The following is a 23486-nucleotide window of genomic DNA, read 5'->3' as shown; positions in this document are numbered from 1 at the left end:
GGTTTACTATGGATAAATTAGCGGTGCTATACGCCGAACATATTGCAACCTTGCAACAACGCACTCGTACAATTACAGAGCGTGAAGGTTTAGAAGGGTTAGTAATTCACTCAGGTCAGGCTAAACGTCAGTTTTTAGATGACATGTATTATCCGTTTAAGGTGAATCCGCAATTTAAAGCTTGGTTACCAGTGATCGACAACCCACATTGCTGGATTGTGGTTGATGGTGCATCTAAGCCGAAACTGATTTTTTATCGTCCTGTCGACTTTTGGCATAAAGTGCCTGACGAACCACGTGATTTTTGGGCTGAGTATTTTGATATTGAATTATTAGTACAGCCAGATCAGGTAGAAAAACTGCTTCCTTATGATAAAGCTAAATATGCTTATATCGGTGAATATTTAGAAGTAGCGCAAGCACTGGGCTTTAGCATTATGAATCCAGAGCCAGTGATGAACTACTTGCATTTTCATCGTGCTTATAAAACACAATACGAGCTTGAGTGTTTACGACAAGCTAACCGTATCGCGGTAGATGGCCATAAAGCAGCACGTGATACGTTTTTTGCTGGTGGTTCAGAGTTTGATATTCAGCAAGCTTACCTCATGGCTACCCGCCAGAGTGAAAACGAAATGCCTTACGGTAATATCGTTGCACTAAATGAGAACTGTGCAATTTTACATTACACGCATTTTGAACCTAAAGCGCCGCAAACGCATCATTCTTTCCTTATTGACGCTGGTGCAAACTTTAATGGTTATGCTGCTGATATCACACGTACTTATGACTTTAAAAAGTCAGGTGAATTTAGCGACTTAATTAAAGTAATGACTGAGCATCAAATCGCTTTAGGTAAAGCATTAAAGCCAGGCCTGTTATACGGTGAATTGCATTTAGATTGTCACCAGCGTGTAGCGCAAGTACTAAGCGACTTTAATATTGTGAAATTACCAGCCGCTGAAATTGTGGAACGTGGTATTACGTCGACGTTCTTCCCGCATGGTCTTGGTCACCACCTTGGTTTACAAGTTCACGATATGGGTGGCTTTATGGCTGATGATACAGGTGCGCACCAAGCACCACCGGAAGGTCATCCTTTCCTACGTTGCACTCGCTTAATCGAAAAGAACCAAGTATTTACTATTGAACCTGGTTTATACTTTATCGACTCGTTATTAGGTGACCTTGCGCAAACTGACAACAAACAGTTTATTAACTGGGAAAAAGTTGAAGCGCTTAAGCCATTTGGCGGTATCCGTATTGAAGATAATATTATCGTTCATGAAGATAGCTTAGAAAACATGACGCGTGATCTACACTTAGATTAACGATAAAGGTTCGTGAATATCGGGGCCAGTAGGCCCCATTTTTTTTAGATAAGCAATTATGTCTGAATACCAATATCCGGCTGAGCCGGTTTTTTACCAAGAAGAAATCAAAAAAAGCACCTTTATTGTGCATATTGCCCACACTCCTGATCTTGCGTCAGCAAAAGCCTTTATTAAAGAAATTCAAGATAAATACAGCGATGCTCGTCATAATTGCTGGGCACATGTTGCGGGTAACCCTGGTGGCAGTCATGTGTATGGCTTTTCTGATGATGGTGAACCCAATGGCACAGCAGGTAAACCAATGCTCAATGTATTAACTGGCTCTGGTATTGGTGAAATTACAGCGGTGGTAACCCGTTATTTCGGGGGCATCAAGCTTGGTACAGGTGGGCTAGTTCGTGCTTACGGCGGTAGTTTAAATAATGCCATGCGTGAGCTTAAAACCATTACCAAGGTACCGAGTATTGAGCTGATAGGTCAAAGTGATTACAGCGTACAAGGTGCAATCGAGCAGTTATTAAAAAATCAGTATCAGGTGCTTAATATCGAAAAACAATTTGCAGAGAACATCACTTGGCAAATTGAAATCGATAGCCGTCAGGCAGAGCAAGCGATTGATGATATCCATGAATTGACTCATGGCGAAGTTAGCCTAAAAGTCAGAAAAGTTTGAAATGTAAAAATAATACATTCCGTTTACTTACAATTAAGCCTGTAAGACAATAAACTGTATTAGCTAAACATTTAATAAGAAAGCGATACGCCTAGATGCAATTTCGTACCATAATAAAAATTCTCGGCCAGCTGGTGGCGTTATTTAGTATCACTATGGTGCCACCGGCACTGGTGTCTTTGATCTACAAAGACGGTGGTGGTGTGCCATTCGTTCTCGCTTTTATCTTTAGTGTTGTAATTGGTTTAGCGGCTTATTATCCAAACCGTCATGAACATGGTGATCTTAAAGCCCGTGAAGGCTTCTTGATTGTGGTCTTGTTTTGGTTAGTACTAGGTACCTTCGCTGCGGTGCCTTTAGTGTTCTTACAAGAACCTAATCTTTCCTTAGCTGACTCCGTATTTGAGGCCTTTTCTGGGCTGACAACGACAGGGGCTACCGTACTTACGGGCATAGAATACCTACCTAAATCAGTGCTCTTTTATCGCCAGCAACTGCAATGGCTAGGTGGTATGGGGATCATCGTACTCGCGGTCGCGGTACTGCCTATGCTAGGTGTCGGTGGTATGCAGCTATACCGTGCAGAAACACCTGGTCCGGTTAAAGACTCAAAAATGACACCGCGTATTGCCGATACTGCAAAGCACCTTTGGTATATCTATGTATCGCTGACGATTGCCTGTACGCTTGCATACTGGGCTGCAGGGATGGATTGGTTTGATGCAATCTGTCATGCATTCTCTACGATTGCGATTGGTGGCTTCTCTACCTACGACGCATCAATGGGGCAGTTTGATAGCCCATTAATTAACTTTATCTGTGTCGTGTTTTTGCTGATTGCAGCCATTAACTTTTCGCTGCACTATGCAGCTGTATCGTCACGCAATATTCGTGTTTATTTACGCGACCCTGAATTCAAAGTGTTTTTATTGATTCAATTAGCCTTAGTTATTGTCTGCTTTACTGTGCTGTCATCAAATAATATTTATGCCGATGGTGATGAGACTCTCGACCAAGCCATGTTCCAAGCAGTTTCAATGAGTACAACCGCGGGCTTTGCGACTGATAACTTCTCAGCATGGCCGCTGTTCCTACCTATTTTACTTATCTTTTCAAGTTTTATTGGCGGCTGTGCCGGATCTACCGGTGGTGGTATGAAGGTCGTGCGGGTGTTCTTACTTTACCTACAAGGTATTCGTGAACTTAATCGTCTAGTGCACCCGAGGGCTATTTATTCAATTAAATTAGGCCGAAAAGCACTCCCAGATAAAGTTGTAGAAGCCGTTTGGGGCTTTTTCTCAGCCTATGCGTTAGTGTTCGTCATTATTATGTTGGCGCTGATGGGCACCGGTATGGATAACATCAGTGCATTCTCAGCAACCGCTGCTTGCTTAAATAACTTAGGCCCTGGTTTAGGTGAAGTCGCTGCTCATTACGGCGCGATTTCTGATACGGCAAAATGGCTACTTACTATTGCGATGGTATTTGGTCGTTTAGAAATATTTACTTTATTAGTGTTATTTACCCCAACGTTTTGGCGAGGGTAAACGGCGGATAACTCTCTAGGAATGGAGATCAAAAAAGTGCCAAAAACCCAAAAGCAATTAAATTTAGAAAAGTTAACCTGTATTCCTGCTGGTAGCTTAGTTGATGTGGAAATTATCACACCAACAAATAGTAAGCGTGTGAAAACAGAGTTTATTGGCTTGATGAATGAGCAATACATCATCTTAAATTACCCTTCCTCAAAGCGATTGGCGAACGGCAGTGATTTCATCAAAGACGGTGTGATGGTGATTATACGGGCTGTGCTCGAAGCGGGCGGTGGTCAAGTAATTGCTTTTCGCCAGCAAATAAGCGCCTTATCATCGCACCCTTATCGCTTAATCTTTCTTGACTTCCCTCAGCAAGTGCAGCTGTTTAGCTTACGAAGTGAAGCGCGTATTCCTACTTTATTCCCTGCAAACTTAGTGATTTCGGAGCAAAAATTGGCAGGGCTTATTAAAGATATTTCTGTGACAGGTGTGCAGTTTGATATTAATAGCAAGGAGGACTTAAGCGCTTTTAAAGGACAAAGCTGCCAAATCACCCTAAGTAAACGTGAGTTTAGTGGCAAGGTATGCAGCGTACGCAAGCGAGCGGGTGGCTTTATGTTTGGTGTGCAACTTGATACCAGTGAAGATGAAATGAAAAAATTCATGGAAGAGCACTTAATTGACCTTTCAGTGTTGGATAGTTAATGCCAATTCGCCATTTTGCAACAAAATGGCTATTTTCCTCAATTTAACCCTATAGATATTAAAATTATTTTATAAATAAATTTAAATAACCAATTAAATCAATGCATTACTAATTAAATTAATTTCGATTTTTTTCTTTAAGTTTTGTTGTTCAGATAGTATTTATTTTCCAATCCCTAACTTTTCTGTTTTCTAATCCGAATTAATCGCTATTGTCTCCATTTTAATCTTTGTAACTTATTGATTTTAAAGGTGACAAAAAACCAACCACCGAGCTTGTTGCAAAACAGCAACAAATAAATCGCGTTATTTCCCCCTAATTCTCGGTATTTTAATTTAATACACTGATTTTATTGTTCTTTTTAACTTTGGCATCGAAGTTGAAATAGTCTTAGCGAACACAGAGAAAAACTGATTCAGGAACATATCCTTTATCACAGTTGAGACAACATTGAAGGAATAGTGATTATGAAAACGTTACACAAAACTTTAGCACTTGTAGCTCTTGCAACTTCATCTGCAGCATTTGCCGCTGACTTTGACACATTAGATGTTAATGGTGATGGCGCAATCAGCAAAAGCGAAGCATCTGTAAGCGAAGCATTAATGAGCCAATTTAAAGAGCTTGATACAGACGGCAACGGTGAGCTGTCAAAACAAGAGTACTCAAAAGCTTAATTTCATTGTAAGGACGCACTGAAAAGGATTTCTAACTCAAGACAACACATTTTGAAGGAATGACATTATGAACACAGTAAATAAAACACTAGCACTTATGGCACTTGTATCTTCATCTGCAGCATTTGCGATGAGTGACTTCGATACCTTAGATGTTGATGGCAATGGTGTTATCAGCCAAAGCGAAGCATCGGTAGATGCAGAGCTTATGAGTAAATTCAGTGAACTAGACACTGACGGTAACGGTGAGTTATCGAAACAAGAATTTTCAAAAGCTTAATGTGATTAAGCAAAACCAGTTTATTTAGCTGATTAGTTCTGAGCTGCCAAAGACAGCCTAAATGGATAAGGGAATCCATGACAAAGGACAACACTGGAAGTGTGATCAGCTAACACTCTTAATATTGAAGGAATATGATTATGAAAACAGTAAACAAAACATTAGCTTTAATCGCACTTGCATCATCATCAGCAGCTTTTGCAGCATCTGACTTTGACACTCTAGACGTTGACGGTAATGGCGTGGTTAGCAAAAGTGAAGCAGCCGTTGACGCAAAAATTATGTCGCAGTTTAAAACACTAGATGTGAATGGCGACGGCGTTCTTACTGAAGCTGAGTTCTCTGAAGCCGAATAACTGAATTAGTACGTAGTTATACCAGTTTCCACTAAGCAAGGATCTCAGAAACGGATTTCACTCTTTTAAAATTTAAGGTAGTTATTATGAAACAGTTAAGCACAACAATCGCAATTTTAGCACTAGCAACATCATCAGCAGCCTTTGCACAAGGCGTAAGCTTTGCAACGTTCGATACCGACGGTGATGGTGTGATCAGCAAAGAAGAAGCATCTGCAAATATGCAGCTTGAAAAGTTATTTCCAGAGCTAGATAGCGATGGTAATGGCGAACTTTCAAAAGAAGAGTTTGCTCAAATTCAGTAGAATCTTTTAGAAAAGTTAGGTACTTTCACTTCAAGAGTCGTAAAGCAGCTGTCATGGCTGCTTTTTTCGTTTATAAGCGTTCGTTTACAAGAAGATAGCACTTACTTGGAATAGCTTTTCAACAACTGTAATGTGCTTTTTATCAATCAAGAACATGATAACGTGGTCGCCAGACTGTATAACGGTATCGTCATGGGCAATCAGCACATCATCGTTACGTACAATTGCACCAATGGTAGTTCCAGCTGGTAGCTTAATCTCAGCAATAGCTCGACCAACAACTTTAGATGTATGCTCATCACCATGAGCGACAGCTTCAATAGCTTCTGCTGCGCCTTTACGTAACGAATAAACATTAACAATGTCACCACGGCGAACGTGTGTTAGTAGTGCTGAAATAGTGGCTTGCTGAGGCGAAATAGCAATATCAATCTCACCACCTTGTACTAAGTCTACATAAGCGCCACGCTGAATAAGCACCATGGTTTTTTGTGCGCCCATGCGCTTTGCCAGCATCGCAGACATAATGTTTGCTTCATCATCATTGGTAACAGCAATGAAAACATCTACTTGTTCAATATGTTCTTCAGATAACAGTTCTTGATCAGAGGCATCGCCACAAAATACGACGGTGTTATCAAGCATTTCAGAAAGCTGTGCTGCACGCTCTTTATTGCGCTCAAGCAGCTTAACGCTGTGGTTTTTCTCAAGTGAACGCGCAAGGCCCGCACCGATATTACCACCACCGGCGATCATGATCTTTTTGTATGAACGTTCGAGCTTTTGAAGTTCATTCATGACTGCGCGAATATGCTTTGTTGCAGCGATAAAGAACACTTCATCGTCCGCTTCGATAACGGTTGTGCCAAGTGGTTTAATCGCTTTACCTTGACGATAAATAGCCGCTACCCGGGTTTCGACATTCGGGATGTGCTCTTTCAAGGCTGAAAGTGCATAACCCACCAGCAAACCACCGTAATAGGCTTTCACCGCAACCAGCGATAACATGCCATCGGCAAATTGTAATACCTGTAAAGCACCCGGATAGTCGATTAAGCGACGAATATACTTAGTTACCAGCGCTTCAGGAGCAATGTAGTGATCAACAGGTAAGTCGTCATTATGAAATAGCTTTTCACGGTACTTTAAGTATTGCTCTGAGCGAATACGGGCAATTTTGGTTGGTGTGTTAAAAATACTATAAGCAACTTGGCAAGCAACCATGTTCACTTCATCTGAACTGGTTACGGCAATAATCATATCGGCGTCTTCTGCGCCTGCGCGACGCAATACATCGGGATGCGCACTGTGACCGGTAACACCTTGTAAGTCGTACTTATCTTGTAGCTCTCGCAAACGGTTACCGTCGATATCGACAACGGTGATCTCATTTTGCTCACCTACGAGGTTTTCTGCCAATGTGCCACCAACTTGTCCGGCACCGAGTATGATTATTTTCATAGCTTGTTCTTATTAGTGTTTTTTAACTAGCTTTGCGTAATAGAAACCGTCACTTTCACCAGGCAGTAATTGCAGACCAGGTAAAGTAGGGGTGTCGTTTTCATGCAAAGGTATGTGTTCAGCACTTTGATTATTGGCAAGGAACTTAGCAACTTGTTGTTGGTTCTCTTGCGGTAATACAGAGCAGGTCGCATACACTAGCGTACCACCAGGCTTAAGTAGAGGCCAAATGCTATTTAGGATATCGCCTTGTAAGTTAGCTAGATCTTCAATATCAGATGCACGACGTAACCACTTAATATCAGGGTGACGACGGATCACGCCAGTTGCTGAACAAGGCACATCAAGCAAAATACGGTCGAATTGCTGTTCATCCCACCAGATATGGGGTTGTGAAGCATCGGCACATTGTAGATCGGCAGCCAAGCCAATACGCACTAAGTTTTGTTTAACACGTTCTAGACGCTCGCTGTCGCTATCTAGTGCTAATACGTCAGCGTCGGCAAGTTCTAGGATATGGCACGTTTTACCACCTGGCGCTGCACACGCATCTAAAATGACATCATCATTTTGTGGATCTAAAAAGCGTGCTGCTAATTGTGCCGCTGCATCTTGAACTGAGCAGGCACCGGTATCAAACTCTGGTAATGCGTATACATCACACGGTTTAGCTAGTTTAATACCATCAGGAAAATCAGCATTAAGGGTATGCTCAATATCATTTGCTTTAAGCATCTCGCTGTATTCTTGGGTGCTGTACTGCGCTTGGTTTACACGTAACCACATAGGTGCTTGCAACTGATTCGCTTCAAGAATTTCTTGCCAGTTATCAGGATAAGCTGCAGTAACTTGTTTGATAAACCAACCTGGGTGGTTAAATTTGCAAACAGGAATTTGCTTTGCTTTTTCTTCAAGCTCAGCTTGCTCACGTTGGAAACTGCGTAAAATCGCGTTAATCAGACCTTTTAAACCCAGTGCGCGCATTTGCTGAAGCGCATTAACCGTTTCGCTGATTGCTGCATGAGGTGGTACACGCATATGTTGAAGTTGGTAAATACCCACATACAACAAGAACTGGAAAATACGGCGCTTACCTTTTAGTGGTTGATCTAAAAGTTGCTGGCAATAATTTTCTAGGCTAGGTAAATAGCGCAGCACACCGTAGCAAATTTGTTGTAGTAAAGCTTTATCTTTCGGCGATAAACCCTGGCTTGCAAAAGGTAGCTCTTGATTAAGCGACGCGCCTTTATCGACTACGTTGTAAAGGGTTTCAGCAGCAAGTGCTCTTACATTACTCATTGCTTTGACCTAATACTGAGCCAGGCTCGACCCAATCACTGCGACCATTTAAAAAGTCAGTAACAGCCATTGGTTTTTTACCTTGCGGTTGAAGAAGGGTGATTTTAAGTGCATCTTGCCCACAGCCAACAGTAATACCTTGCTTATCAGCAGCAATGATTTTACCGGCTTGTGCAGTTTGCGATACAACTTCGGCTTGCCAAATTTTTACTGTTTGTCCTGCCATTTCGGTAAAACAAACAGGCCATGGATTAAAGGCGCGGATATTACGCTCAATTTGCGCAGCATCCATTGACCAATCAATATTGGCTTCGTCTTTTGATAACTTTTTAGCGTAATTAGCTTGTGCGTCATCTTGCTTTTCTGGAGTGATTTCACCTGCAGCAAGACGGTTGATTGTACTGATCAGTGCATCAGGACCCAATGCAGCTAATTTATCGTATAAAGAGCTACTGGTTTCTGTGCTATCAATTGGGCAACGGCTGATATGCAGCATGTCGCCTGTATCTAAGCCTTCATCCATTTGCATTATTGTTACACCGGTTTCGTTGTCACCAGCCCAAATAGCACGTTGGATCGGTGCAGCACCACGCCAGCGCGGTAAAATAGAGCCATGCACGTTTAAGCAGCCTAAGCGCGGTGCATCTAAAATCGCTTTTGGTAACAGTAAGCCGTACGCCACTACAATCATAATATCGGCGTTCAGGCTGGTAAGCTCTGCAAGTGCTTCATCTGATTTGAGTGATTGCGGTTGAAATACAGGTAAATCATGAGCAAGCGCCAGCTCTTTAACTTCACTGGCTTTTAGCTTTTTACCTCGGCCCGCTGGGCGATCTGGTTGGCTATATACACCAACAATGTCGTGCTCTGAGTCAATCAGTGCTTGTAAATGGCGCGCAGCGAAATCCGGCGTACCAGCAAAAATAATGCGTAATGGTTGTGTCACAGATATTCCTATTGATTAACTTATGATTTAGCTGCCAGCTTAGCTTCTTTCTCAAGCTTTTTACGGATTCGTTGGCGCTTTAAAGGTGATAGATAATCAATAAATAGAGTGCCTTTAAGGTGATCAAGCTCATGCTGAATACAAATCGCTAATAGCTCGTCAGCGTCTAGGCTGAATTCTTCACCATTTTCATTAAGCGCTTTAACAGTGACTGTTTCTGCGCGGTCAACTTTTGCATATGAATAAGGAACTGATAAACAGCCTTCTTCACTCACCGTTGAACCATCTTTTTTGGTGATTTCTGGGTTGATTAACACTAACGGTTGGTCGCGCTCTTCAGATACATCGATCACCACAATGCGCTGGTGGATATCTACTTGCGTTGCTGCTAAGCCGATACCGTTTTCGTCATACATAGTTTCAAGCATGTCTTTGACGATTTGACGAACTTCATCGTTTACTTCTGGCACTTCTTTCGCGATTGTACGTAAACGCTCATCCGGAAATCTTAAAACTTCTAACCTAGCCATAGTTACCTTTTACACTTGTGATTCATTTAGGGTATTGTATGCTCTTATTTTAGCCATTCGTGTTCACCTTTAACAGGTTTTGGTTGATAATAATCGAAAAACAACACAAGGAAGCCAAATGAGATACCCACTAGTTGCGGCTTTGCTAGCCTTTAGCAGTGCTTTTCCTGCAATTGCTGATGTGTTAACAATAAAAAAAGATGCGCCAAAACAATACGTTGTAAAAAAGGGCGACACACTTTGGGATATTTCTGGTGTGTATTTAGATGAGCCTTGGCAATGGCCTGACTTATGGCAAATGAATCCACAAATTGCGAATCCACATTTAATATACCCGGGTGATGCGCTCACTTTAATTTACGATAAAGACGGAAATCCTCGTTTAGTTAAAAATGCGCGTTATAAAAAACTCTCTCCAGAAGGGCGAATCACTCCAAAAGGCAAAAATGCAGTGCCTACCTTACCATTGGAATTATTACGCCCATATTTAAGCTATGAGCAAGCGATTAGTGCCGAAATTATTGCTGATAAACCCTATATTTTAGGCGCTAGTGTTAATACTAAAATGAACACCTTGGGGCATACACTCTATGTTAAAGGTGACCTGCATTTAAATGAAGCGTATGGGGTTTATCGAAAAGGAAATGACCTTGTTGATCCAAAGACCAATGAAGTATTGGCGAATAAAGCTGAGCTTGTGGCGATTGTTCGCTCATTTAGAAGCGGTGATGTAGCAAATGGCGTTCCTGCCTCAGTTAAGGTTGAGCTAGTAAAACAAGAAATTAAGCCGCATGACTTTTTAATGCCAGCAATGGAAGGGCAGATGTTGCCTGCCTATTTCACAATGAAACGTCCAGACACGGCTTTAGATGGCACGATAATCGCGTCAGCTAATGAAATGCGTGAATTTAGTACCATGGATATTGTTGTACTAAACTTAGGCTCGGACCAAGTGAAACCGGGTTTCGTCCTCGATATTCAACGTCAATCACCAGAAGTGTATGACGGCCGCAATGGTCCTCGCTACCGCGAAGACTCTAACAGCCTTGAGAAATTCATGACTGACGCAAATGAGCTGTTCGGTATCGAAAGTGACGAAGACAGTAGTGTATGGCATATGCCAAAGGAAAAAGTCGGTGAACTAATGGTGTTTAAGGTATATGACAACGTTAGCTACGCATTGATTGTGAAAAATCAGCACCCGATCCGAGTTGGAGATTATGCAGTTATAAACTAACTCACAATTTGGGCGCTCTAAGGAGGGAGCATGGCACAGGTTTCAGGCAAGCTATCCCATTGGCTTGCCTTTTATTTATGTAAAGGGCTTGGGATAAAAAGCCTTATTGCATTAAGTCAAAAGCAGCCACTGGATGAGCTATTTAAGTTATCTAGTTTAGAGCTTCAGCAGCTGGGCTTATCACAAAGCCAAGCCGATAACTTAGTTAATACCGATTGGCAATTAGTCGCCCACTATCAAGAGCAGATATCAACGCTTAAAATCAAAGTGATCAGTTATTTTGATAGCAACTATCCGCCCTTACTCAAACAAATAGCCAGTGCACCTATCTTATTATTTTGTTTAGGTAACACTGAGCTATTACGGTCACCACAAATAGCAATTGTCGGTAGCCGTAATGCCACACCAACAGGGCTTGAAATAGCCGCTGAATTTGCTCATCAATTATCTTCTGTTGGCATGACGGTGACATCTGGTATGGCTTTGGGCATTGATGGCGCAGCCCATAAAGGTGCATTAGCAGGAACAGGAAACACCATTGCTGTACTTGGTACGGGTATCGATATTGCCTATCCCAAACGCCATAGTTTGCTCATTAAACAAGTTGCAGAGCGGGGCTTATTGGTTTCTGAGTTCTTACCAGGCACTGCTGCTAATGCCGCTAATTTTCCGCGCCGAAACCGTATTATCTCTGGATTATCATTAGGTGTGTTGATTGTAGAAGCGCAGATTAAAAGTGGCTCTTTGGTTACTGTACGCTATGCACTTGAGCAGAATAAAGAAGTGTTTGCAGTGCCGGGTTCTATAAAAAGCCCACTTTCAGAGGCGAGTCATTTTTTAATTAAGCAAGGCGCTAAATTGACAGAAAATATTAGTGATATTCTTGATGAAGTGAGCTTTTTCTGTGAAAACAGTCTATATAGTATAGAACAGCCCATAGCAGATGAACCCGACTGCCCAGTGTTCAAAAGTATAGGGTATGAGGTAACAAGTGTTGACCAAATAACACAGCGCAGCCAATTACCTGTAGACGAAGTACAAGCTCGGTTACTCGACCTAGAGCTCGCAGATAAAATCGAACGAGTACTAGATGGTTATATAAGACTGGGAGGACATAAACATGTTTGACATCCTCATGTATCTTTTTGAAAACTATATCCATAGTGAAGCTGAAATCTTTACTGAAGAGAACGAACTTACCGATGAGTTAGTTCGTGCTGGCTTCAACAAACCTGAAATCTACAAAGCCCTTGATTGGCTAGAGCAACTTGCAGACTTACAACAAAGCGATATCTACCCGTACCTTAATGCCCAACCACAACATGCTATGCGTATTTACACAGATAGTGAATGCCAAATGTTAAGTGTTGAGTGTCGCGGCTTTTTAATGTTTATTGAGCAAATTGGTGTGATTAACACCGTAACCCGCGAAATGGTGATAGATAGGCTTTGCGCTTTAGATAAACCATTTATTTCTTTGGAAGATCTAAAGTGGGTAGTGCTGATGGTGTTATTTAATGTACCTGGATCAGAGCAAGCTTACGCACAAATGGAAGACTTAATATTTGACGAACCAACCGATGTATTACATTAATTCGACTTTGCTTGTATCTTTGTTGAGTTTGGGTATATTAGGCGAAAATTAGCCAACCCCACAGGAATCTTATGAGTAAAATCGACCATTCTCTTTTTTCTGCAGATAAACATGCACTCGAAAAAGAGTATGAGGTTTGCCCTAAATGCGGTTCTGAATTGGTTATGCGCAACTCAAAGTCAGGGCCATTTTTAGGCTGTGCCAGTTACCCTAAATGTGACTACATCCGCCCATTAGCTCATCACGATAGCCAACAAATAAAAGTACTCGAAGACAGTGCCTGCCCAGAATGTGGCAAGCCATTGGTAATTAAAAATGGCCGCTACGGCATGTTTATTGGGTGTACGGGCTATCCCGAGTGCCACTATATTGCACATGATGAAGAGCCTGACGGTGCCCCTCAATTACCTGCTTGCCCGAAATGCAAAAAAGGCCAGCTGGTTGCGCGTAGTAATAAGTTTGGCAAAACCTTTTATTCTTGTGATGGCTATCCGCGCTGTAAATATACGCTTAATCATAAACCTGTGGCGACCGAGTGTCCTGCCTGTCAGTGGCCAATTATGATCGAAAAGAAAACTGCCTCAGGTGTTGTGTTACAATGCCCGCAGAAGTCGTGTATGCATAAGTTAGTCGAATCTTAATGCACTTGTAATTTGTTTATTTAGGAGAGTTTCTTTGTCTGATCCTGTTGCACAACCAGCCAATGCAATTGACGCTTTGCAGCAAGGCGGTGTGATTGTTTACCCAACCGAAGCTGTTTTTGGTCTTGGTTGCGATCCTGATAACCAATCTGCGGTTGAAAAGCTTTTAGCCATCAAACAACGCCCTGTAGAAAAAGGCTTAATTTTAATTGCTGACAATTATGGCCAGTTATTAAAGTATGTAGATGATGCCAAAATCCCCATGGATAAACGTGCTGATATCTTTTCACAATGGCCAGGTGCTATCACTTGGGTGATGCCGGCAGCAAAAGAAACGCCAAAGTGGTTAACGGGTCAATTTGATACTATTGCTGTGCGTGTAACTGATCACCCAACAGTAAAAGCCCTGTGTCAGCAATTTGGTAAGCCGTTAGTTTCAACAAGTGCAAACTTAACCGGTCAAGAAACGGTAATGACTATCGCACAAGCGAAAAGCGAATTTGCTGACATGGTAGATTTTTATGTTGATGAGCCGTTAGGTGGCAACAGCCAACCAAGTGTGATCAAAGACGCTGCGACCGGCAAAGTATTTAGAGGATAAACATGCAAAGCGAGCTACTCGAACAAGTTAAAACCTATTTAATGGCCTTACAAGATACAATTTGTCAGGGTCTTGAGAGTGCCGATGGCAAAGCAAAATTTGTTGAAGATAATTGGCAACGTGCAGAAGGCGGCGGTGGTCGTACTCGTGTTATCCAAGGTGGTAATGTCATCGAACAGGGTGGGGTTAACTACTCGCATGTATTTGGCGCGTCAATGCCAGCATCTGCAACAGCGCATCGTCCAGAGCTCGCAGGTCGTAGTTTTCATGCATGTGGTGTGTCATTAGTGATCCACCCTAATAATCCACATATTCCAACTAGCCATGCCAATGTCCGTTTCTTTATTGCCGAAAAAGAAGGCGAAGAGCCAATTTGGTGGTTTGGTGGTGGTTTTGATTTAACCCCTTATTACCCTGTTTTTGAAGATGTACAACATTGGCATCAGGTGGCTAGCGATTTATGTCAGCCATTCGGTGCAACAGTTTACGATAAATATAAAAACTGGTGTGATGATTACTTTTATCTAAAACACCGCAGTGAAACACGTGGTGTTGGTGGCTTATTCTTTGATGATTTAAATGAGCTTGGCTTTGAACAAAGCTTTGCGTTTATGCAGGCGGTAGGAAATGGCTATTTAGATGCTTACCTTCCTATTATTGAGCGCCGTAAAAACACGCCGACAACCGAACAGCAACGCGATTTCCAACTGTATCGTCGTGGTCGTTATGTTGAATTTAATCTTGTTTGGGACCGCGGTACATTATTTGGCTTACAAACAGGCGGACGTACTGAGTCAATTTTGATGTCGATGCCACCATTAGCACGTTGGGAGTATAACTATGTACCTGCTGCAGATAGCCCAGAAGCTAAGCTGTATCAGTACTATTTACGTCCGCAAGATTGGTTAAACAGCAAAGAATCAGATTTAGTTGCACGTCAGTGGCAGCTTTAATCAAGTATTGAAACCACTCTAATCAACATTGTGTTGTCACCCTCAACGAGGGTGGCGACACTGTCACTGTTAGGCAGCTCTGCCAAGACACTAAATAGCACTTCTGCTTTTAATATCTCTAACTTATCAGATGGTGTATCAATGGGGGCACTAACCTGTGTTAAGCATTGACTAATATCACAGGCATAGAAATCAAGTTTCACCTCAAAATATTCAGGGTGCTGAATAAGCTTATCAAAACCATCAACAATGCTTTGTTCATGTTTATCGCTCTGTGAGGTTTTATCTTGACTGATAAGAGATTGAGCAATCTGTTGAATATCATCCTGATAAATATATTGATCAATAGTGCTTAGTTGATCAGCAGTATCATTCACGCTGTGCTGATAGGTAAATAATAGCGCTGCAATAATCCCAATGCAGACTAAAAGAGTTGTTATAAATTTCATTTAAACATCCTTATTTACTATGAAATGTATATAACAACTCTAGCAGTTGCACGAAAAGTGCGCAATTTAGCTTAATTTGAAGCGTCTTACTTGTTCATCCAGTGACCGTGCTAACGACAACAGCTCTTCACTGACTTTTTGGTTTTCATGGGCATCAACCAATGAGTGCTCGGCATTGTCACTAATTGCTATAACGCTTTGGTTAATTTCTTCAGCTGCTAGATTTTGCTGTTCAGTGGCATCAGCGATTTGCACGTTAAGTTGATTTATTTCGCTCATCTGCGAAGAAATATCACGTAGAGCTTTTGCAACTTGCTTAACTTGAACTGCTCTTTCGTCTGCTTCTTCGCAAGAGTTATTCATGGTATTAACGGTTTGTGCTGCTTCAGCTTGTAGTTTATCGATAGTGCGGCGAATTTCGTCGGTTGAGTCATGGGTACGGGTTGCTAAAGTACGTACTTCATCGGCTACCACAGCAAAGCCTCGGCCAGCTTCACCAGCACGAGCTGCCTCAATGGCAGCATTAAGTGCAAGTAAGTTAGTTTGCTCGGCAATGCTACTGATCACCTCGAGTACTTTACCAACGTCTAACGTTTGCGTTTGTAGTTGACTTACTTGCTCAGCTGCCGCTCTAACATCTGCCGCAAGTTGATTAATACTTTGCTCAGTGTGCTCAGCAACATGTAAGCTTTGCTGCGCAAGTTGATTACTGTGCTCAGACTTCTCAGACGCAAAATGGGTGGTGTTTTTTACTTCGCTTGATGAGCTTTCTAATTCGTTGATGGCGGCAGCGACCGAATCTGTCCCTTGCTTTTGCTTTAAGATCGCTTGCTCGGTGGTATCCGCTGAGGCATAAATGCTTTCGGCTGAGTGGATCAATACCTTAGAAGAATGGGAGACTTGGGCAATATTATCTTTAAACGCGCCTATCATGTGATTAAAGCTGGTGGCGAGAGAGCTAAGCTCGTCATTATTACTGTCATTTACCGTGAGGCTTAAATCTTTATTGGTGGTTGCCAGGTGCATGGTGTGGCTAATGACTTTTAAGCGTTTGATGAATATTTTTCTAAACATCACAGCTAGTAGTGAAAATGCAGTAATGAAAATAGCCGCTAGTAGTAGCGTGTTCATTAAGGTGTTTTGCGATACTTCTTGCTCAATATCAGCCAACGAATAACTAATTTTCACTACACCTAACACATCGCCTTCTTGTGCTTGATGGCAGCCTAAGCAGTTTGTTCCTTTATAATCACTGCGAGCAAACATAGGCTTTAGATAAGTCATCGTACTATTTTGATTATCAATAAATAGTGCTTCAGTGCCTGTTAGCGCTTTTCGCTCAGCATCGTTAGTCGCAACTTGGTTGGCATTTCCTGGCCCATAAATTTTATTAACGATTGGACTACGAATGATATGAGCATCTGCAATATTAGGATGGCTTCTTAATTTAGTACTCAGAATTTCGCGATTAGCCATGGTGCCAGTTAGCATCATGGTATTAATTGAGTCAAAATAATTATCGGCAAGCAGTTTTATGTTACTTTCAACGGTATCTTGCGCTAATTCATGCTGTTGCTGAGCGCTGCTGAATATACTGGCAAATAATACCAATACGCCTGTCAGTGCCAACAAGGCATAAATTTTAAATTGGATAGACTTCATTTGACGACGCTTTTTCTAAATTAAGGAAAATTTATTATCTTTATTTAGAAAAAGCGTACATTGATATAGCGCAAAGCTTCGTTAGTTTGCCAATCTCTAAATCGAATAGGGTATAAAATGTTTTTAGACTAAATTTGCTCAGCAATTAACGCTCTTATTTCTTTAAGGGTTGTCTCTTTTAAAAGTTTGCCATCTTCGTATACGGTCTGAAGTAAACCTTGCTTTTCTTCATGCTCTGAAACATCATCGAACAATGTAAGCTCACCATCAACTAACTCTACTTTAAGTAACCCCTTTGAGGACTTTTTCTTAGCGTCTGTTTTGGGATCCTTAAAAATAGCAATTCTTTGTCCATTTTTAACGACACTTGTTGCTTTTACAGCTGACCCATGTGTGTCCCGAGTAACGTATTGGTAGCTATAAGAGCCAATACCTAAAACAACTTTAGATGCAAAACCTTTATCCATTAGCCTTTGCAGAATATCTCGTTGGCGTGTCAATGTTATAGCGTCGCCATAAATTGCACCTATATGTTCATCTAATAATTTATATCCTTTTGAAGTTAAAGTGCCGCCAAAGGTTTCCCATAAACACTCAATGAGCCCTTTGACTTCACATTCCATCAACTTAAAAGAGCAGTTATTGTCTATGCCAAAGTAATCGCCATTATATCTATATGCTTCATAACCTTGCTGTTTAGCAGCAAGTTCAGCATCATTTTGTGATTGAAATAATTCTTTATAGTCTGAGATAGGTGATATTTTATATCCTGTAAGAATTTTGACTGGATCTCCTGAATCTGGGCGGATAACGAGTGTCCCTTCACGTGCCATGATTTCTTCTTTTAATTGTGGAAGATAATCAGTCACTAAAGTCCAAAAGTCCCATGTATCAGATACGACACTTAAAATACCTTTGGGAGATTGCACTTTCATAAGGTACTTAAAAAATTCGATTTCGCCTTCTAAGATCCAAGAGCAAGTGACTGAATGTTCTGTAGCATCAACAGAACAGCCAACCAGTTCTTTGTCGACGTTTGCTCCATAATACTTCTCAGCAAAAAGAACCGCAGGTATAGTATCAGTACCCACTAGGCCTGATGCTAAGTGACCGAAGCCACTCATTGCTGCAGCTTGTTTGCCAAACATCCCTCTAAAGCTGAAGTCGTGGCCCTGAAACGGGACAAATTCTTTTGGTAACCCCGTTTTATTGGCAAACTCTTTAAATGTTTTTAAATATGCTACCGAAGTAGTTGTACTGGTTTGAATAGGCCAGTTCTCACAACTTAAAACAGTTTCAATCATATTTGTTAGCCATTGAAACCCTGCTTTTGTATTTACTATTGTTATTGGTGGTACTAAATAAGGTACCAATGTGCCCTCTGGAAGTGCTTTTATTTTTAGTGGTAAATACCCAAGGTCATGCAAGTCCTCTAGATACTTCACATCTACTTCATACCCGAGCATTGAAGTCATTATACGTTGATGGGTAGAGACTGCGGTTTGTTTATCAAGATTAAAGAAATCGTTCCACTCTGCTTGCAAGTAACTTTTGATAAAGTATTGCAGTCCAACAAAAGCTACTTTGTCGTTGTCGATCACATTACTGAGCTTACCGCTGCGGGAGGTGTAATTGGCATAAACCTCTGTAACGTCAGGGTGGTAAGCTCTACTATGAAACTCTTTATAAACATCTTTTTGCATACTTGCAGCTGATATAACCATGATGTACTCCTTACATCTCAATGATGTGTAAATTAATGTTTTCGTTCTCAATAAACTCATGCGCAGGTTTAAATGAGTCAGTTGTATAGATGTGTTCAATTAGTCCATTAAAAACTTCAAGACCTTTTGAAAAAATTCCGTGCGTAATAAATAAAGTAATGCTTAGTGAACCTTCAGCTTTGAGCTCTTTTGCGAGTTCAACAAAGGTTCTTCCGCCGTCACAAATGTCATCTACTATCAGAACATGCTTCCCTTTTACATTTCCAAGAATTTCAGTTTTGGTGATCTCGCCTGTTTTTAAGTTTCTTACCTTATTAGCTTGTATAATATCGGGTACGCCGTTAAATTGTTGTGAAATTTTCAGAGTTTTTTTACTAGCACCTGCATCAGGAGATATGAGAGTGATATCTCCATTCGCAAGCAAGTTTGATAACTTCGCACACTTTTGAAGTATTGTGACTTGTTCTATATTTTCAACTCTATCTAATAAAGCGGGGGATACGTCACTATGTGCATCCCAAATGGTCACTTTTGAAAAGCCTAAGTTATTTATAAAATTAGCCATAACTCTCGCTCCGAAGGCTTCTCCAGTAACACATACTCTGTCCTGTCGCGCATATGGAAAGTATGGGATAACTAATTCAATAGGAGTGTAAGCCGATATGACTCTTTTTAAAGAATCAACAGCTATCATCAATCGCATTATTTTTGATGAGTCAGTCAATCGGTCAAAAATCTCGACTTTCACGCTGTCTGATAATAGCTCGTGAGAGAGCCTTATATGCTCTTCACCACCTGAAAAAGTGAAATATTCAAAAGGAATAAGTGTTTTAGTACCGGTTGAGTTATAACTATATATATTCATTTCAAGTCCCTTTATCTTTGTGTCTCAGTGACACAATTAACTTATCAGATGGCTCAGCTATAATCAATAACTATTTATAAAATTAGTAAGTCTTGAAATAGGGGGGGTTTATATTTAATGTGTCCTTACGACATCAATAGAGGTGAAGAATGAGCGGCAATAAAGACTCTGATTTTAAAAATCCATTGTTTACAGTTGATAGTGTGTTATTTACCGTAATCGATAAAGAGCTGAAAGTACTATTGGTTAAGCGTGCCAGTGAGCCTTATATAGGTTGCTGGGCATTGCCAGGGGGGTTTATAGACATCGATATTGATCATAGTGCTGATATGACTGCATTGCGAAAATTAAAAGAAAAAACTAATGTTGCCCCTCAGTATCTTGAACAGTTACATACATACTCGGGCCTTGCCAGAGATCCCCGTGGGTATAGTGTTACTTTGGTATATTATGCTTTGACATCAGCTGTGGAAGCATCAACACATATCGAAACAGTTGATGATGCCAAATGGGTTTCGATCGAGGAGCTAGACATATTACCAATTGCTTTTGATCATAAGCACATAATTGAGCACGCTCAGCAAAGGCTTAAACAAAAAGCTCTATATTCTATGGTTCCGATTTTTTGTTTACCGGAACTTTTCACCATTGGGCAATTTAAGTCAGTACTTGAAGCAATTTTAGGAAAACCTGTTCAGCGTAAGACTATTATTAGACGTATTGATGCAGCAGATATTTTAGAAAAAGTGGATGAAAAAATAAAATCCGGAGGTCGCTTGGCTCACCTCTATAAGGTCAAGCCTAATGTGGACATAGTAAACTTTGAGCGAAACTTGAGTTATTAAGTTTATGGACAAGTAATTCTTATACCCGTTAAGAATTGCTTGTCTAATATGATTACTAATATTAGTTCTGATTGATCATATGGCTGGCGAGTTGCGATAACGATTGTCTTAACCCTTCGCGCAGGAGTGGGTTATCAATCTCGATATCAAGCGTTTTATTCATACAATGCATCCATTGGTCACGTAGGTCTTGATCAATAGGGAAAGGCATGTGACGCTTTCTTAGCATTGGGTGACCATATTTTTCAACGAATAGGTCAGGGCCGCCCAGCCAGCCCGATAAAAATTCAAAGAAGACTTGGCGAATTCTATCTAAAGGCTGCGGATGCATATCATATAATGGTTTGGCGTATTCATCTGTGGCCATTATGTCGTAAAATCGATTTGCAATTGCTCGAGCTCCTGCTTCACCGCCAATAATTTCGTAAGGTGTTTTTTCTGGGGTAGGTGTTTCAGGCGTTGGTTTCGATTTAGAAAAAAGTCGTTTAATCATAATATTAATAAAGCTCTACAGGGCGAAGAGGTTGCTTCACTATGGACAAATACGCGGTTTTTGGAAATCCAATAAAACATTCGAAATCACCCGCAATACACGCACAATTTGCTGCATCATTAAACGAGCAAATACAATACAGCGCCATTTTAGCACCAACAGATGCATTTGAAAAAACTGTCGCTGAGTTTTTCGCTGCGGGTGGTAAAGGGGCTAATGTCACCTTGCCATTTAAAGAGCAAGCGTTTGCCATGGTCGATGAACTTACAGAGCAAGCGAAAATAGCCGGAGCAGTAAACACGATTAAACAACTCGAAGATGGTAGCCTGCTGGGGGATAACACCGATGGTGTAGGGCTTGTTAAAGATCTTTTAGCCAATAAAGTCACCTTAAAAAGGCAGCGAGTACTGCTTATTGGCGCTGGTGGTGCGGCGCGCGGTGTTATTCAGCCATTATTGAATGAGCAAATCGAAAGCTTAACAATAGCCAACCGTACCGCCGAAAAAGCAAAGGCGCTAGCGAGTCATTTTAATGGTGAAATTGATGTGCAGGGCTTTGCTTTGAATGATATCCCAGCAAACAACTATGATGTGGTGATTAATTCAACCTCAAGCAGTGTAACGGGAGACTTGCCAGGTATAGCAAAAGAGTGCGTTGCTAAGTGTCAGTGCGCTTACGATATGTTTTACGCGAATGATGATACGACATTTACATGTTGGGTTAAGTCGATTAACCCAACATGTTTAACTCTCGATGGTTGTGGCATGCTTGTTGGTCAAGCGGCACAGGCTTATTTTGTATGGCGCAATAAAATGCCAGAAATCATCCCCGTTGTTAGCGCGCTTAAAGCAGGAGAAATTGCGTGAATCAAGCTATCCAATTTATAGACAGACTCGAATTTAAGCCTGAAGAAAAGCAGTTGGTGTTTTTTGCCCAAGTTAGTGGCTTTATGGTGGAGTGTGTTATTGATACCAGCAAGTATGATTTTGCAGATCAAAGCAGTGCAGTTAATTACTTTGAATCTTATCGTTTCGATTACGAAGAGCTCGCCGAGCAGCTGATCGAAGATGAGCAGTATAACTCGGCAGGACAAATCGAATTAACCGAGGTGTTTTAGCCCTCAGCTAAGTATTCATCTTTAAGCTGAACATAATTATCAGCAGAGATATTTAAAAAGGCGCGCTCTTGCTCTGTTAAAGGGCGAGCCTGTTTAACAGGGCTACCGACATAAAGGTAACCAGACTCTAAACGCTTGTTAGGTGGTACTAATGAACCACCACCAATGATCACATCATCTTCAACAATTGCGTTGTCCATCACAATTGCGCCCATCCCAACAAGTATACGATTACCAAGTTGGCAGCCGTGTAGCATAACTTTATGACCAACAGTGACATCATCACCAATAATAAGAGGGTAGCCATCGGGGTTTGACTGAGAGGCACGTGTTAAATGTAAAACACTGCCGTCTTGAATATTCGTACGTTCACCAATACGTATATAGTTAACATCACCTCGCGCAGCAACAAGAGGCCATACACTTGAATCTTTACCAAGCGTAATATCACCCACTAAAACCGATGACTCATCAATATAAACACTATTATCGTATGTCGGAGTGATCCCTTTATAAGAACGGATAGTCATAAATTCACCTTTTAATTTTAAAATGCGCTCAGTCTAGTGTAACAGCGAAGCAAATAAATACACCAAAACAGAGCTAAATTGACTGCTAAACAGCCAGTTTTAGGGGGTTTAGTTCAAAAGCTGAGCGAACAGTACGTTTTTTTAAATTTTATTGAAAAAAGTGCTTGCGTAAAAAATCCATCTCCCTATAATGCGACCCCACTGACACGGCGGGCAGCAACGAAAGACGCTGAACAACGTAGCAGAGAGTTAAGTGAAACTTCGGTTTCAAATAATCGAAAGAAAGTTTGAAATTAAGTATTGACTCGAAAAATTAAGGATGTATTATACGCATCCCTAGCGACAACGTCGCAACGTTCTTTAACAATATAAAGCAATCATCTGTGTGGGCACTCGTACAGGTTGAGTTCTAACAGCGAAGCTTAGTTTACTAAGTGGAGCAAACAAATTTAGAGTCTCAATTTCTTATGAGTGACTATATAGTCAATTTATACAGAATTCATTGAGCACGAAACTTCGGTTTCAAAAAACTTTTAATTGAAGAGTTTGATCATGGCTCAGATTGAACGCTGGCGGCAGGCCTAACACATGCAAGTCGAGCGGTAACAGAGAGTAGCTTGCTACTCTGCTGACGAGCGGCGGACGGGTGAGTAATGCTTGGGAATATGCCTTA

At 41.2% G+C, this 23486-nt stretch carries 27 protein-coding genes and 1 rRNA gene; 18 read left to right on the top strand and 10 right to left on the bottom strand.

Annotated features, from left to right (window positions below; genetic code table 11):
- Positions 1-8: 8 nt before the first annotated feature.
- From pepQ to AOG27_RS20055, 8 genes are all read left to right on the top strand, one after another.
- Positions 9-1331, top strand: coding sequence for a Xaa-Pro dipeptidase (gene pepQ, locus AOG27_RS20090; protein WP_054554781.1), 1323 nt, complete (start codon positions 9-11; stop codon positions 1329-1331).
- Positions 1332-1389: 58 nt separating this feature from the next.
- Complete coding sequence (locus AOG27_RS20085; protein ID WP_054554780.1) at positions 1390-2007, top strand: YigZ family protein; 618 nt, start codon at positions 1390-1392, stop codon at positions 2005-2007.
- Positions 2008-2102: 95 nt separating this feature from the next.
- Positions 2103-3554 (top strand): TrkH family potassium uptake protein, encoded by a 1452-nt coding sequence (locus AOG27_RS20080; RefSeq protein ID WP_054554779.1) that lies wholly within the window; start codon positions 2103-2105, stop codon positions 3552-3554.
- Between the two features lie 36 nt (positions 3555-3590).
- The gene (locus tag AOG27_RS20075; RefSeq protein ID WP_235523724.1) at positions 3591-4247 is read left to right on the top strand and encodes a flagellar brake domain-containing protein; all 657 of its coding nucleotides are present in this window, start codon (positions 3591-3593) and stop codon (positions 4245-4247) included.
- Between the two features lie 468 nt (positions 4248-4715).
- Entirely contained in the window at positions 4716-4925 is a 210-nt protein-coding gene (locus tag AOG27_RS20070; RefSeq protein WP_054554777.1) for a calmodulin, read from the top strand.
- A 67-nt stretch (positions 4926-4992) separates the two neighbouring features.
- Positions 4993-5205, top strand: a complete 213-nt coding sequence (locus AOG27_RS20065) for a calmodulin (RefSeq protein ID WP_054554776.1) — start codon at positions 4993-4995, stop codon at positions 5203-5205.
- Positions 5206-5345: 140 nt separating this feature from the next.
- Positions 5346-5561 carry a calmodulin gene (locus AOG27_RS20060; protein ID WP_054554775.1) on the top strand — a complete coding sequence of 72 codons (216 nt, stop codon included), beginning with the start codon at positions 5346-5348 and terminating at the stop codon, positions 5559-5561.
- 86 nt (positions 5562-5647) lie between these two features.
- Positions 5648-5866, top strand: a complete 219-nt coding sequence (locus tag AOG27_RS20055) for an EF-hand domain-containing protein (protein ID WP_054554774.1) — start codon at positions 5648-5650, stop codon at positions 5864-5866.
- 84 nt (positions 5867-5950) lie between these two features.
- Here the strand turns inward: AOG27_RS20055 and trkA are convergent, their stop codons facing one another.
- Genes trkA through def form a run of 4 tightly spaced genes read right to left on the bottom strand, consistent with a single transcriptional unit; the run spans position 5951 to position 10102 of the window.
- Positions 5951-7327 (bottom strand): Trk system potassium transporter TrkA, encoded by a 1377-nt coding sequence (trkA, locus tag AOG27_RS20050; RefSeq protein WP_054554773.1) that lies wholly within the window; start codon positions 7325-7327, stop codon positions 5951-5953.
- A 12-nt stretch (positions 7328-7339) separates the two neighbouring features.
- Positions 7340-8626 carry a 16S rRNA (cytosine(967)-C(5))-methyltransferase RsmB gene (gene rsmB, locus AOG27_RS20045; protein WP_054554772.1) on the bottom strand — a complete coding sequence of 429 codons (1287 nt, stop codon included), beginning with the start codon at positions 8624-8626 and terminating at the stop codon, positions 7340-7342.
- Entirely contained in the window at positions 8619-9572 is a 954-nt protein-coding gene (gene fmt / locus AOG27_RS20040; protein ID WP_054554771.1) for a methionyl-tRNA formyltransferase, read from the bottom strand. Before fmt ends, rsmB begins: the two co-directional genes overlap by 8 nt.
- A gap of 20 nt (positions 9573-9592) precedes the next feature.
- Positions 9593-10102: a peptide deformylase gene (gene def / locus AOG27_RS20035; RefSeq protein WP_054554770.1), complete on the bottom strand. Its 510-nt coding sequence runs from the start codon at positions 10100-10102 to the stop codon at positions 9593-9595.
- Between the two features lie 118 nt (positions 10103-10220).
- Between def and AOG27_RS20030 the strand changes: the two genes are divergently transcribed.
- From AOG27_RS20030 to hemF, 6 genes are all read left to right on the top strand, one after another.
- On the top strand, positions 10221-11339 hold the full coding sequence (locus AOG27_RS20030) for a LysM peptidoglycan-binding domain-containing protein (RefSeq protein WP_054554769.1): 1119 nt from the start codon (positions 10221-10223) through the stop codon (positions 11337-11339).
- Positions 11340-11369: 30 nt separating this feature from the next.
- Complete coding sequence (dprA, locus tag AOG27_RS20025) at positions 11370-12467, top strand: DNA-processing protein DprA (protein ID WP_054554768.1); 1098 nt, start codon at positions 11370-11372, stop codon at positions 12465-12467.
- Entirely contained in the window at positions 12460-12933 is a 474-nt protein-coding gene (locus AOG27_RS20020) for a DUF494 family protein (protein WP_054554767.1), read from the top strand. Before dprA ends, AOG27_RS20020 begins: the two co-directional genes overlap by 8 nt.
- Before the next feature lie 71 nt (positions 12934-13004).
- Positions 13005-13574: a type I DNA topoisomerase gene (locus AOG27_RS20015; protein ID WP_054554766.1), complete on the top strand. Its 570-nt coding sequence runs from the start codon at positions 13005-13007 to the stop codon at positions 13572-13574.
- A 34-nt stretch (positions 13575-13608) separates the two neighbouring features.
- The gene (locus AOG27_RS20010) at positions 13609-14175 is read left to right on the top strand and encodes an L-threonylcarbamoyladenylate synthase (protein ID WP_054554765.1); all 567 of its coding nucleotides are present in this window, start codon (positions 13609-13611) and stop codon (positions 14173-14175) included.
- Positions 14176-14177: 2 nt separating this feature from the next.
- Complete coding sequence (hemF, locus tag AOG27_RS20005; RefSeq protein WP_054554764.1) at positions 14178-15128, top strand: oxygen-dependent coproporphyrinogen oxidase; 951 nt, start codon at positions 14178-14180, stop codon at positions 15126-15128.
- On the opposite strand, the gene AOG27_RS20000 is transcribed toward hemF, so the two are convergent.
- The 4 genes from AOG27_RS20000 to prs all read right to left on the bottom strand — a co-directional run bounded on the left by AOG27_RS20000 (position 15125) and on the right by prs (position 19828).
- Positions 15125-15577, bottom strand: a complete 453-nt coding sequence (locus AOG27_RS20000; protein ID WP_054554763.1) for a hypothetical protein — start codon at positions 15575-15577, stop codon at positions 15125-15127. The genes hemF and AOG27_RS20000 overlap by 4 nt on opposite strands.
- Before the next feature lie 66 nt (positions 15578-15643).
- On the bottom strand, positions 15644-17239 hold the full coding sequence (locus AOG27_RS19995; protein WP_054554762.1) for a methyl-accepting chemotaxis protein: 1596 nt from the start codon (positions 17237-17239) through the stop codon (positions 15644-15646).
- A 128-nt stretch (positions 17240-17367) separates the two neighbouring features.
- Positions 17368-18963, bottom strand: coding sequence for a nicotinate phosphoribosyltransferase (locus AOG27_RS19990; protein WP_054554761.1), 1596 nt, complete (start codon positions 18961-18963; stop codon positions 17368-17370).
- Positions 18964-18973: 10 nt separating this feature from the next.
- Positions 18974-19828 carry a ribose-phosphate diphosphokinase gene (gene prs, locus AOG27_RS19985; protein WP_054554760.1) on the bottom strand — a complete coding sequence of 285 codons (855 nt, stop codon included), beginning with the start codon at positions 19826-19828 and terminating at the stop codon, positions 18974-18976.
- A gap of 149 nt (positions 19829-19977) precedes the next feature.
- Here prs and AOG27_RS19980 point away from each other — a divergent pair, with 149 nt between their 5' ends.
- A complete protein-coding gene (locus AOG27_RS19980; protein WP_054554759.1) occupies positions 19978-20673 on the top strand; it encodes an NUDIX hydrolase in 696 nt (231 codons plus the stop codon).
- 61 nt (positions 20674-20734) lie between these two features.
- Here AOG27_RS19980 and AOG27_RS19975 read toward each other — a convergent pair whose 3' ends face one another.
- Positions 20735-21166, bottom strand: coding sequence for a group II truncated hemoglobin (locus tag AOG27_RS19975; protein ID WP_054554758.1), 432 nt, complete (start codon positions 21164-21166; stop codon positions 20735-20737).
- Between the two features lie 41 nt (positions 21167-21207).
- On the opposite strand from AOG27_RS19975, the gene aroE reads away from it, so the two are divergent.
- Positions 21208-22032: a shikimate dehydrogenase gene (gene aroE / locus AOG27_RS19970; protein WP_054554757.1), complete on the top strand. Its 825-nt coding sequence runs from the start codon at positions 21208-21210 to the stop codon at positions 22030-22032.
- Positions 22029-22283 carry a DUF1488 domain-containing protein gene (locus tag AOG27_RS19965; protein WP_054554756.1) on the top strand — a complete coding sequence of 85 codons (255 nt, stop codon included), beginning with the start codon at positions 22029-22031 and terminating at the stop codon, positions 22281-22283. Before aroE ends, AOG27_RS19965 begins: the two co-directional genes overlap by 4 nt.
- Here the strand turns inward: AOG27_RS19965 and AOG27_RS19960 are convergent.
- Positions 22280-22813, bottom strand: a complete 534-nt coding sequence (locus tag AOG27_RS19960; RefSeq protein WP_054554755.1) for a gamma carbonic anhydrase family protein — start codon at positions 22811-22813, stop codon at positions 22280-22282. The genes AOG27_RS19965 and AOG27_RS19960 overlap by 4 nt on opposite strands.
- Positions 22814-23347: 534 nt before the next feature.
- Here AOG27_RS19960 and AOG27_RS19950 point away from each other — a divergent pair.
- Positions 23348-23486, top strand: a 16S ribosomal RNA gene (locus tag AOG27_RS19950); the annotation flags it as partial.

It is taken from the genome of Pseudoalteromonas lipolytica (genome assembly GCF_001306915.1).
Classification (GTDB): domain Bacteria; phylum Pseudomonadota; class Gammaproteobacteria; order Enterobacterales; family Alteromonadaceae; genus Pseudoalteromonas; species Pseudoalteromonas simplex.
This window is presented reverse-complemented; position numbering and strand designations above follow the sequence as displayed.

Excerpts from the sequence above, each read along its gene's own strand:
- AOG27_RS19980 (WP_054554759.1), top strand. The coding sequence starts at position 19,978 with ATGAGCGGCAATAAAGACTCTGATTTTAAAAATCCATTGTTTACAGTT.
- AOG27_RS20070 (WP_054554777.1), top strand. The coding sequence starts at position 4,716 with ATGAAAACGTTACACAAAACTTTAGCACTTGTAGCTCTTGCAACTTCA.
- AOG27_RS19960 (WP_054554755.1), bottom strand. The coding sequence starts at position 22,813 with ATGACTATCCGTTCTTATAAAGGGATCACTCCGACATACGATAATAGT.
- AOG27_RS20060 (WP_054554775.1), top strand. The coding sequence starts at position 5,346 with ATGAAAACAGTAAACAAAACATTAGCTTTAATCGCACTTGCATCATCA.
- def (WP_054554770.1), bottom strand. The coding sequence starts at position 10,102 with ATGGCTAGGTTAGAAGTTTTAAGATTTCCGGATGAGCGTTTACGTACA.
- dprA (WP_054554768.1), top strand. The coding sequence starts at position 11,370 with ATGGCACAGGTTTCAGGCAAGCTATCCCATTGGCTTGCCTTTTATTTA.
- prs (WP_054554760.1), bottom strand. The coding sequence starts at position 19,828 with ATGAATATATATAGTTATAACTCAACCGGTACTAAAACACTTATTCCT.
- AOG27_RS20000 (WP_054554763.1), bottom strand. The coding sequence starts at position 15,577 with ATGAAATTTATAACAACTCTTTTAGTCTGCATTGGGATTATTGCAGCG.
- AOG27_RS20015 (WP_054554766.1), top strand. The coding sequence starts at position 13,005 with ATGAGTAAAATCGACCATTCTCTTTTTTCTGCAGATAAACATGCACTC.
- AOG27_RS19975 (WP_054554758.1), bottom strand. The coding sequence starts at position 21,166 with ATGATTAAACGACTTTTTTCTAAATCGAAACCAACGCCTGAAACACCT.
- trkA (WP_054554773.1), bottom strand. The coding sequence starts at position 7,327 with ATGAAAATAATCATACTCGGTGCCGGACAAGTTGGTGGCACATTGGCA.
- AOG27_RS20085 (WP_054554780.1), top strand. The coding sequence starts at position 1,390 with ATGTCTGAATACCAATATCCGGCTGAGCCGGTTTTTTACCAAGAAGAA.
- AOG27_RS20080 (WP_054554779.1), top strand. The coding sequence starts at position 2,103 with ATGCAATTTCGTACCATAATAAAAATTCTCGGCCAGCTGGTGGCGTTA.
- pepQ (WP_054554781.1), top strand. The coding sequence starts at position 9 with ATGGATAAATTAGCGGTGCTATACGCCGAACATATTGCAACCTTGCAA.
- rsmB (WP_054554772.1), bottom strand. The coding sequence starts at position 8,626 with ATGAGTAATGTAAGAGCACTTGCTGCTGAAACCCTTTACAACGTAGTC.
- aroE (WP_054554757.1), top strand. The coding sequence starts at position 21,208 with ATGGACAAATACGCGGTTTTTGGAAATCCAATAAAACATTCGAAATCA.
- hemF (WP_054554764.1), top strand. The coding sequence starts at position 14,178 with ATGCAAAGCGAGCTACTCGAACAAGTTAAAACCTATTTAATGGCCTTA.
- AOG27_RS20065 (WP_054554776.1), top strand. The coding sequence starts at position 4,993 with ATGAACACAGTAAATAAAACACTAGCACTTATGGCACTTGTATCTTCA.
- AOG27_RS19990 (WP_054554761.1), bottom strand. The coding sequence starts at position 18,963 with ATGGTTATATCAGCTGCAAGTATGCAAAAAGATGTTTATAAAGAGTTT.
- AOG27_RS20020 (WP_054554767.1), top strand. The coding sequence starts at position 12,460 with ATGTTTGACATCCTCATGTATCTTTTTGAAAACTATATCCATAGTGAA.
- AOG27_RS20055 (WP_054554774.1), top strand. The coding sequence starts at position 5,648 with ATGAAACAGTTAAGCACAACAATCGCAATTTTAGCACTAGCAACATCA.
- AOG27_RS20030 (WP_054554769.1), top strand. The coding sequence starts at position 10,221 with ATGAGATACCCACTAGTTGCGGCTTTGCTAGCCTTTAGCAGTGCTTTT.
- AOG27_RS19995 (WP_054554762.1), bottom strand. The coding sequence starts at position 17,239 with ATGAAGTCTATCCAATTTAAAATTTATGCCTTGTTGGCACTGACAGGC.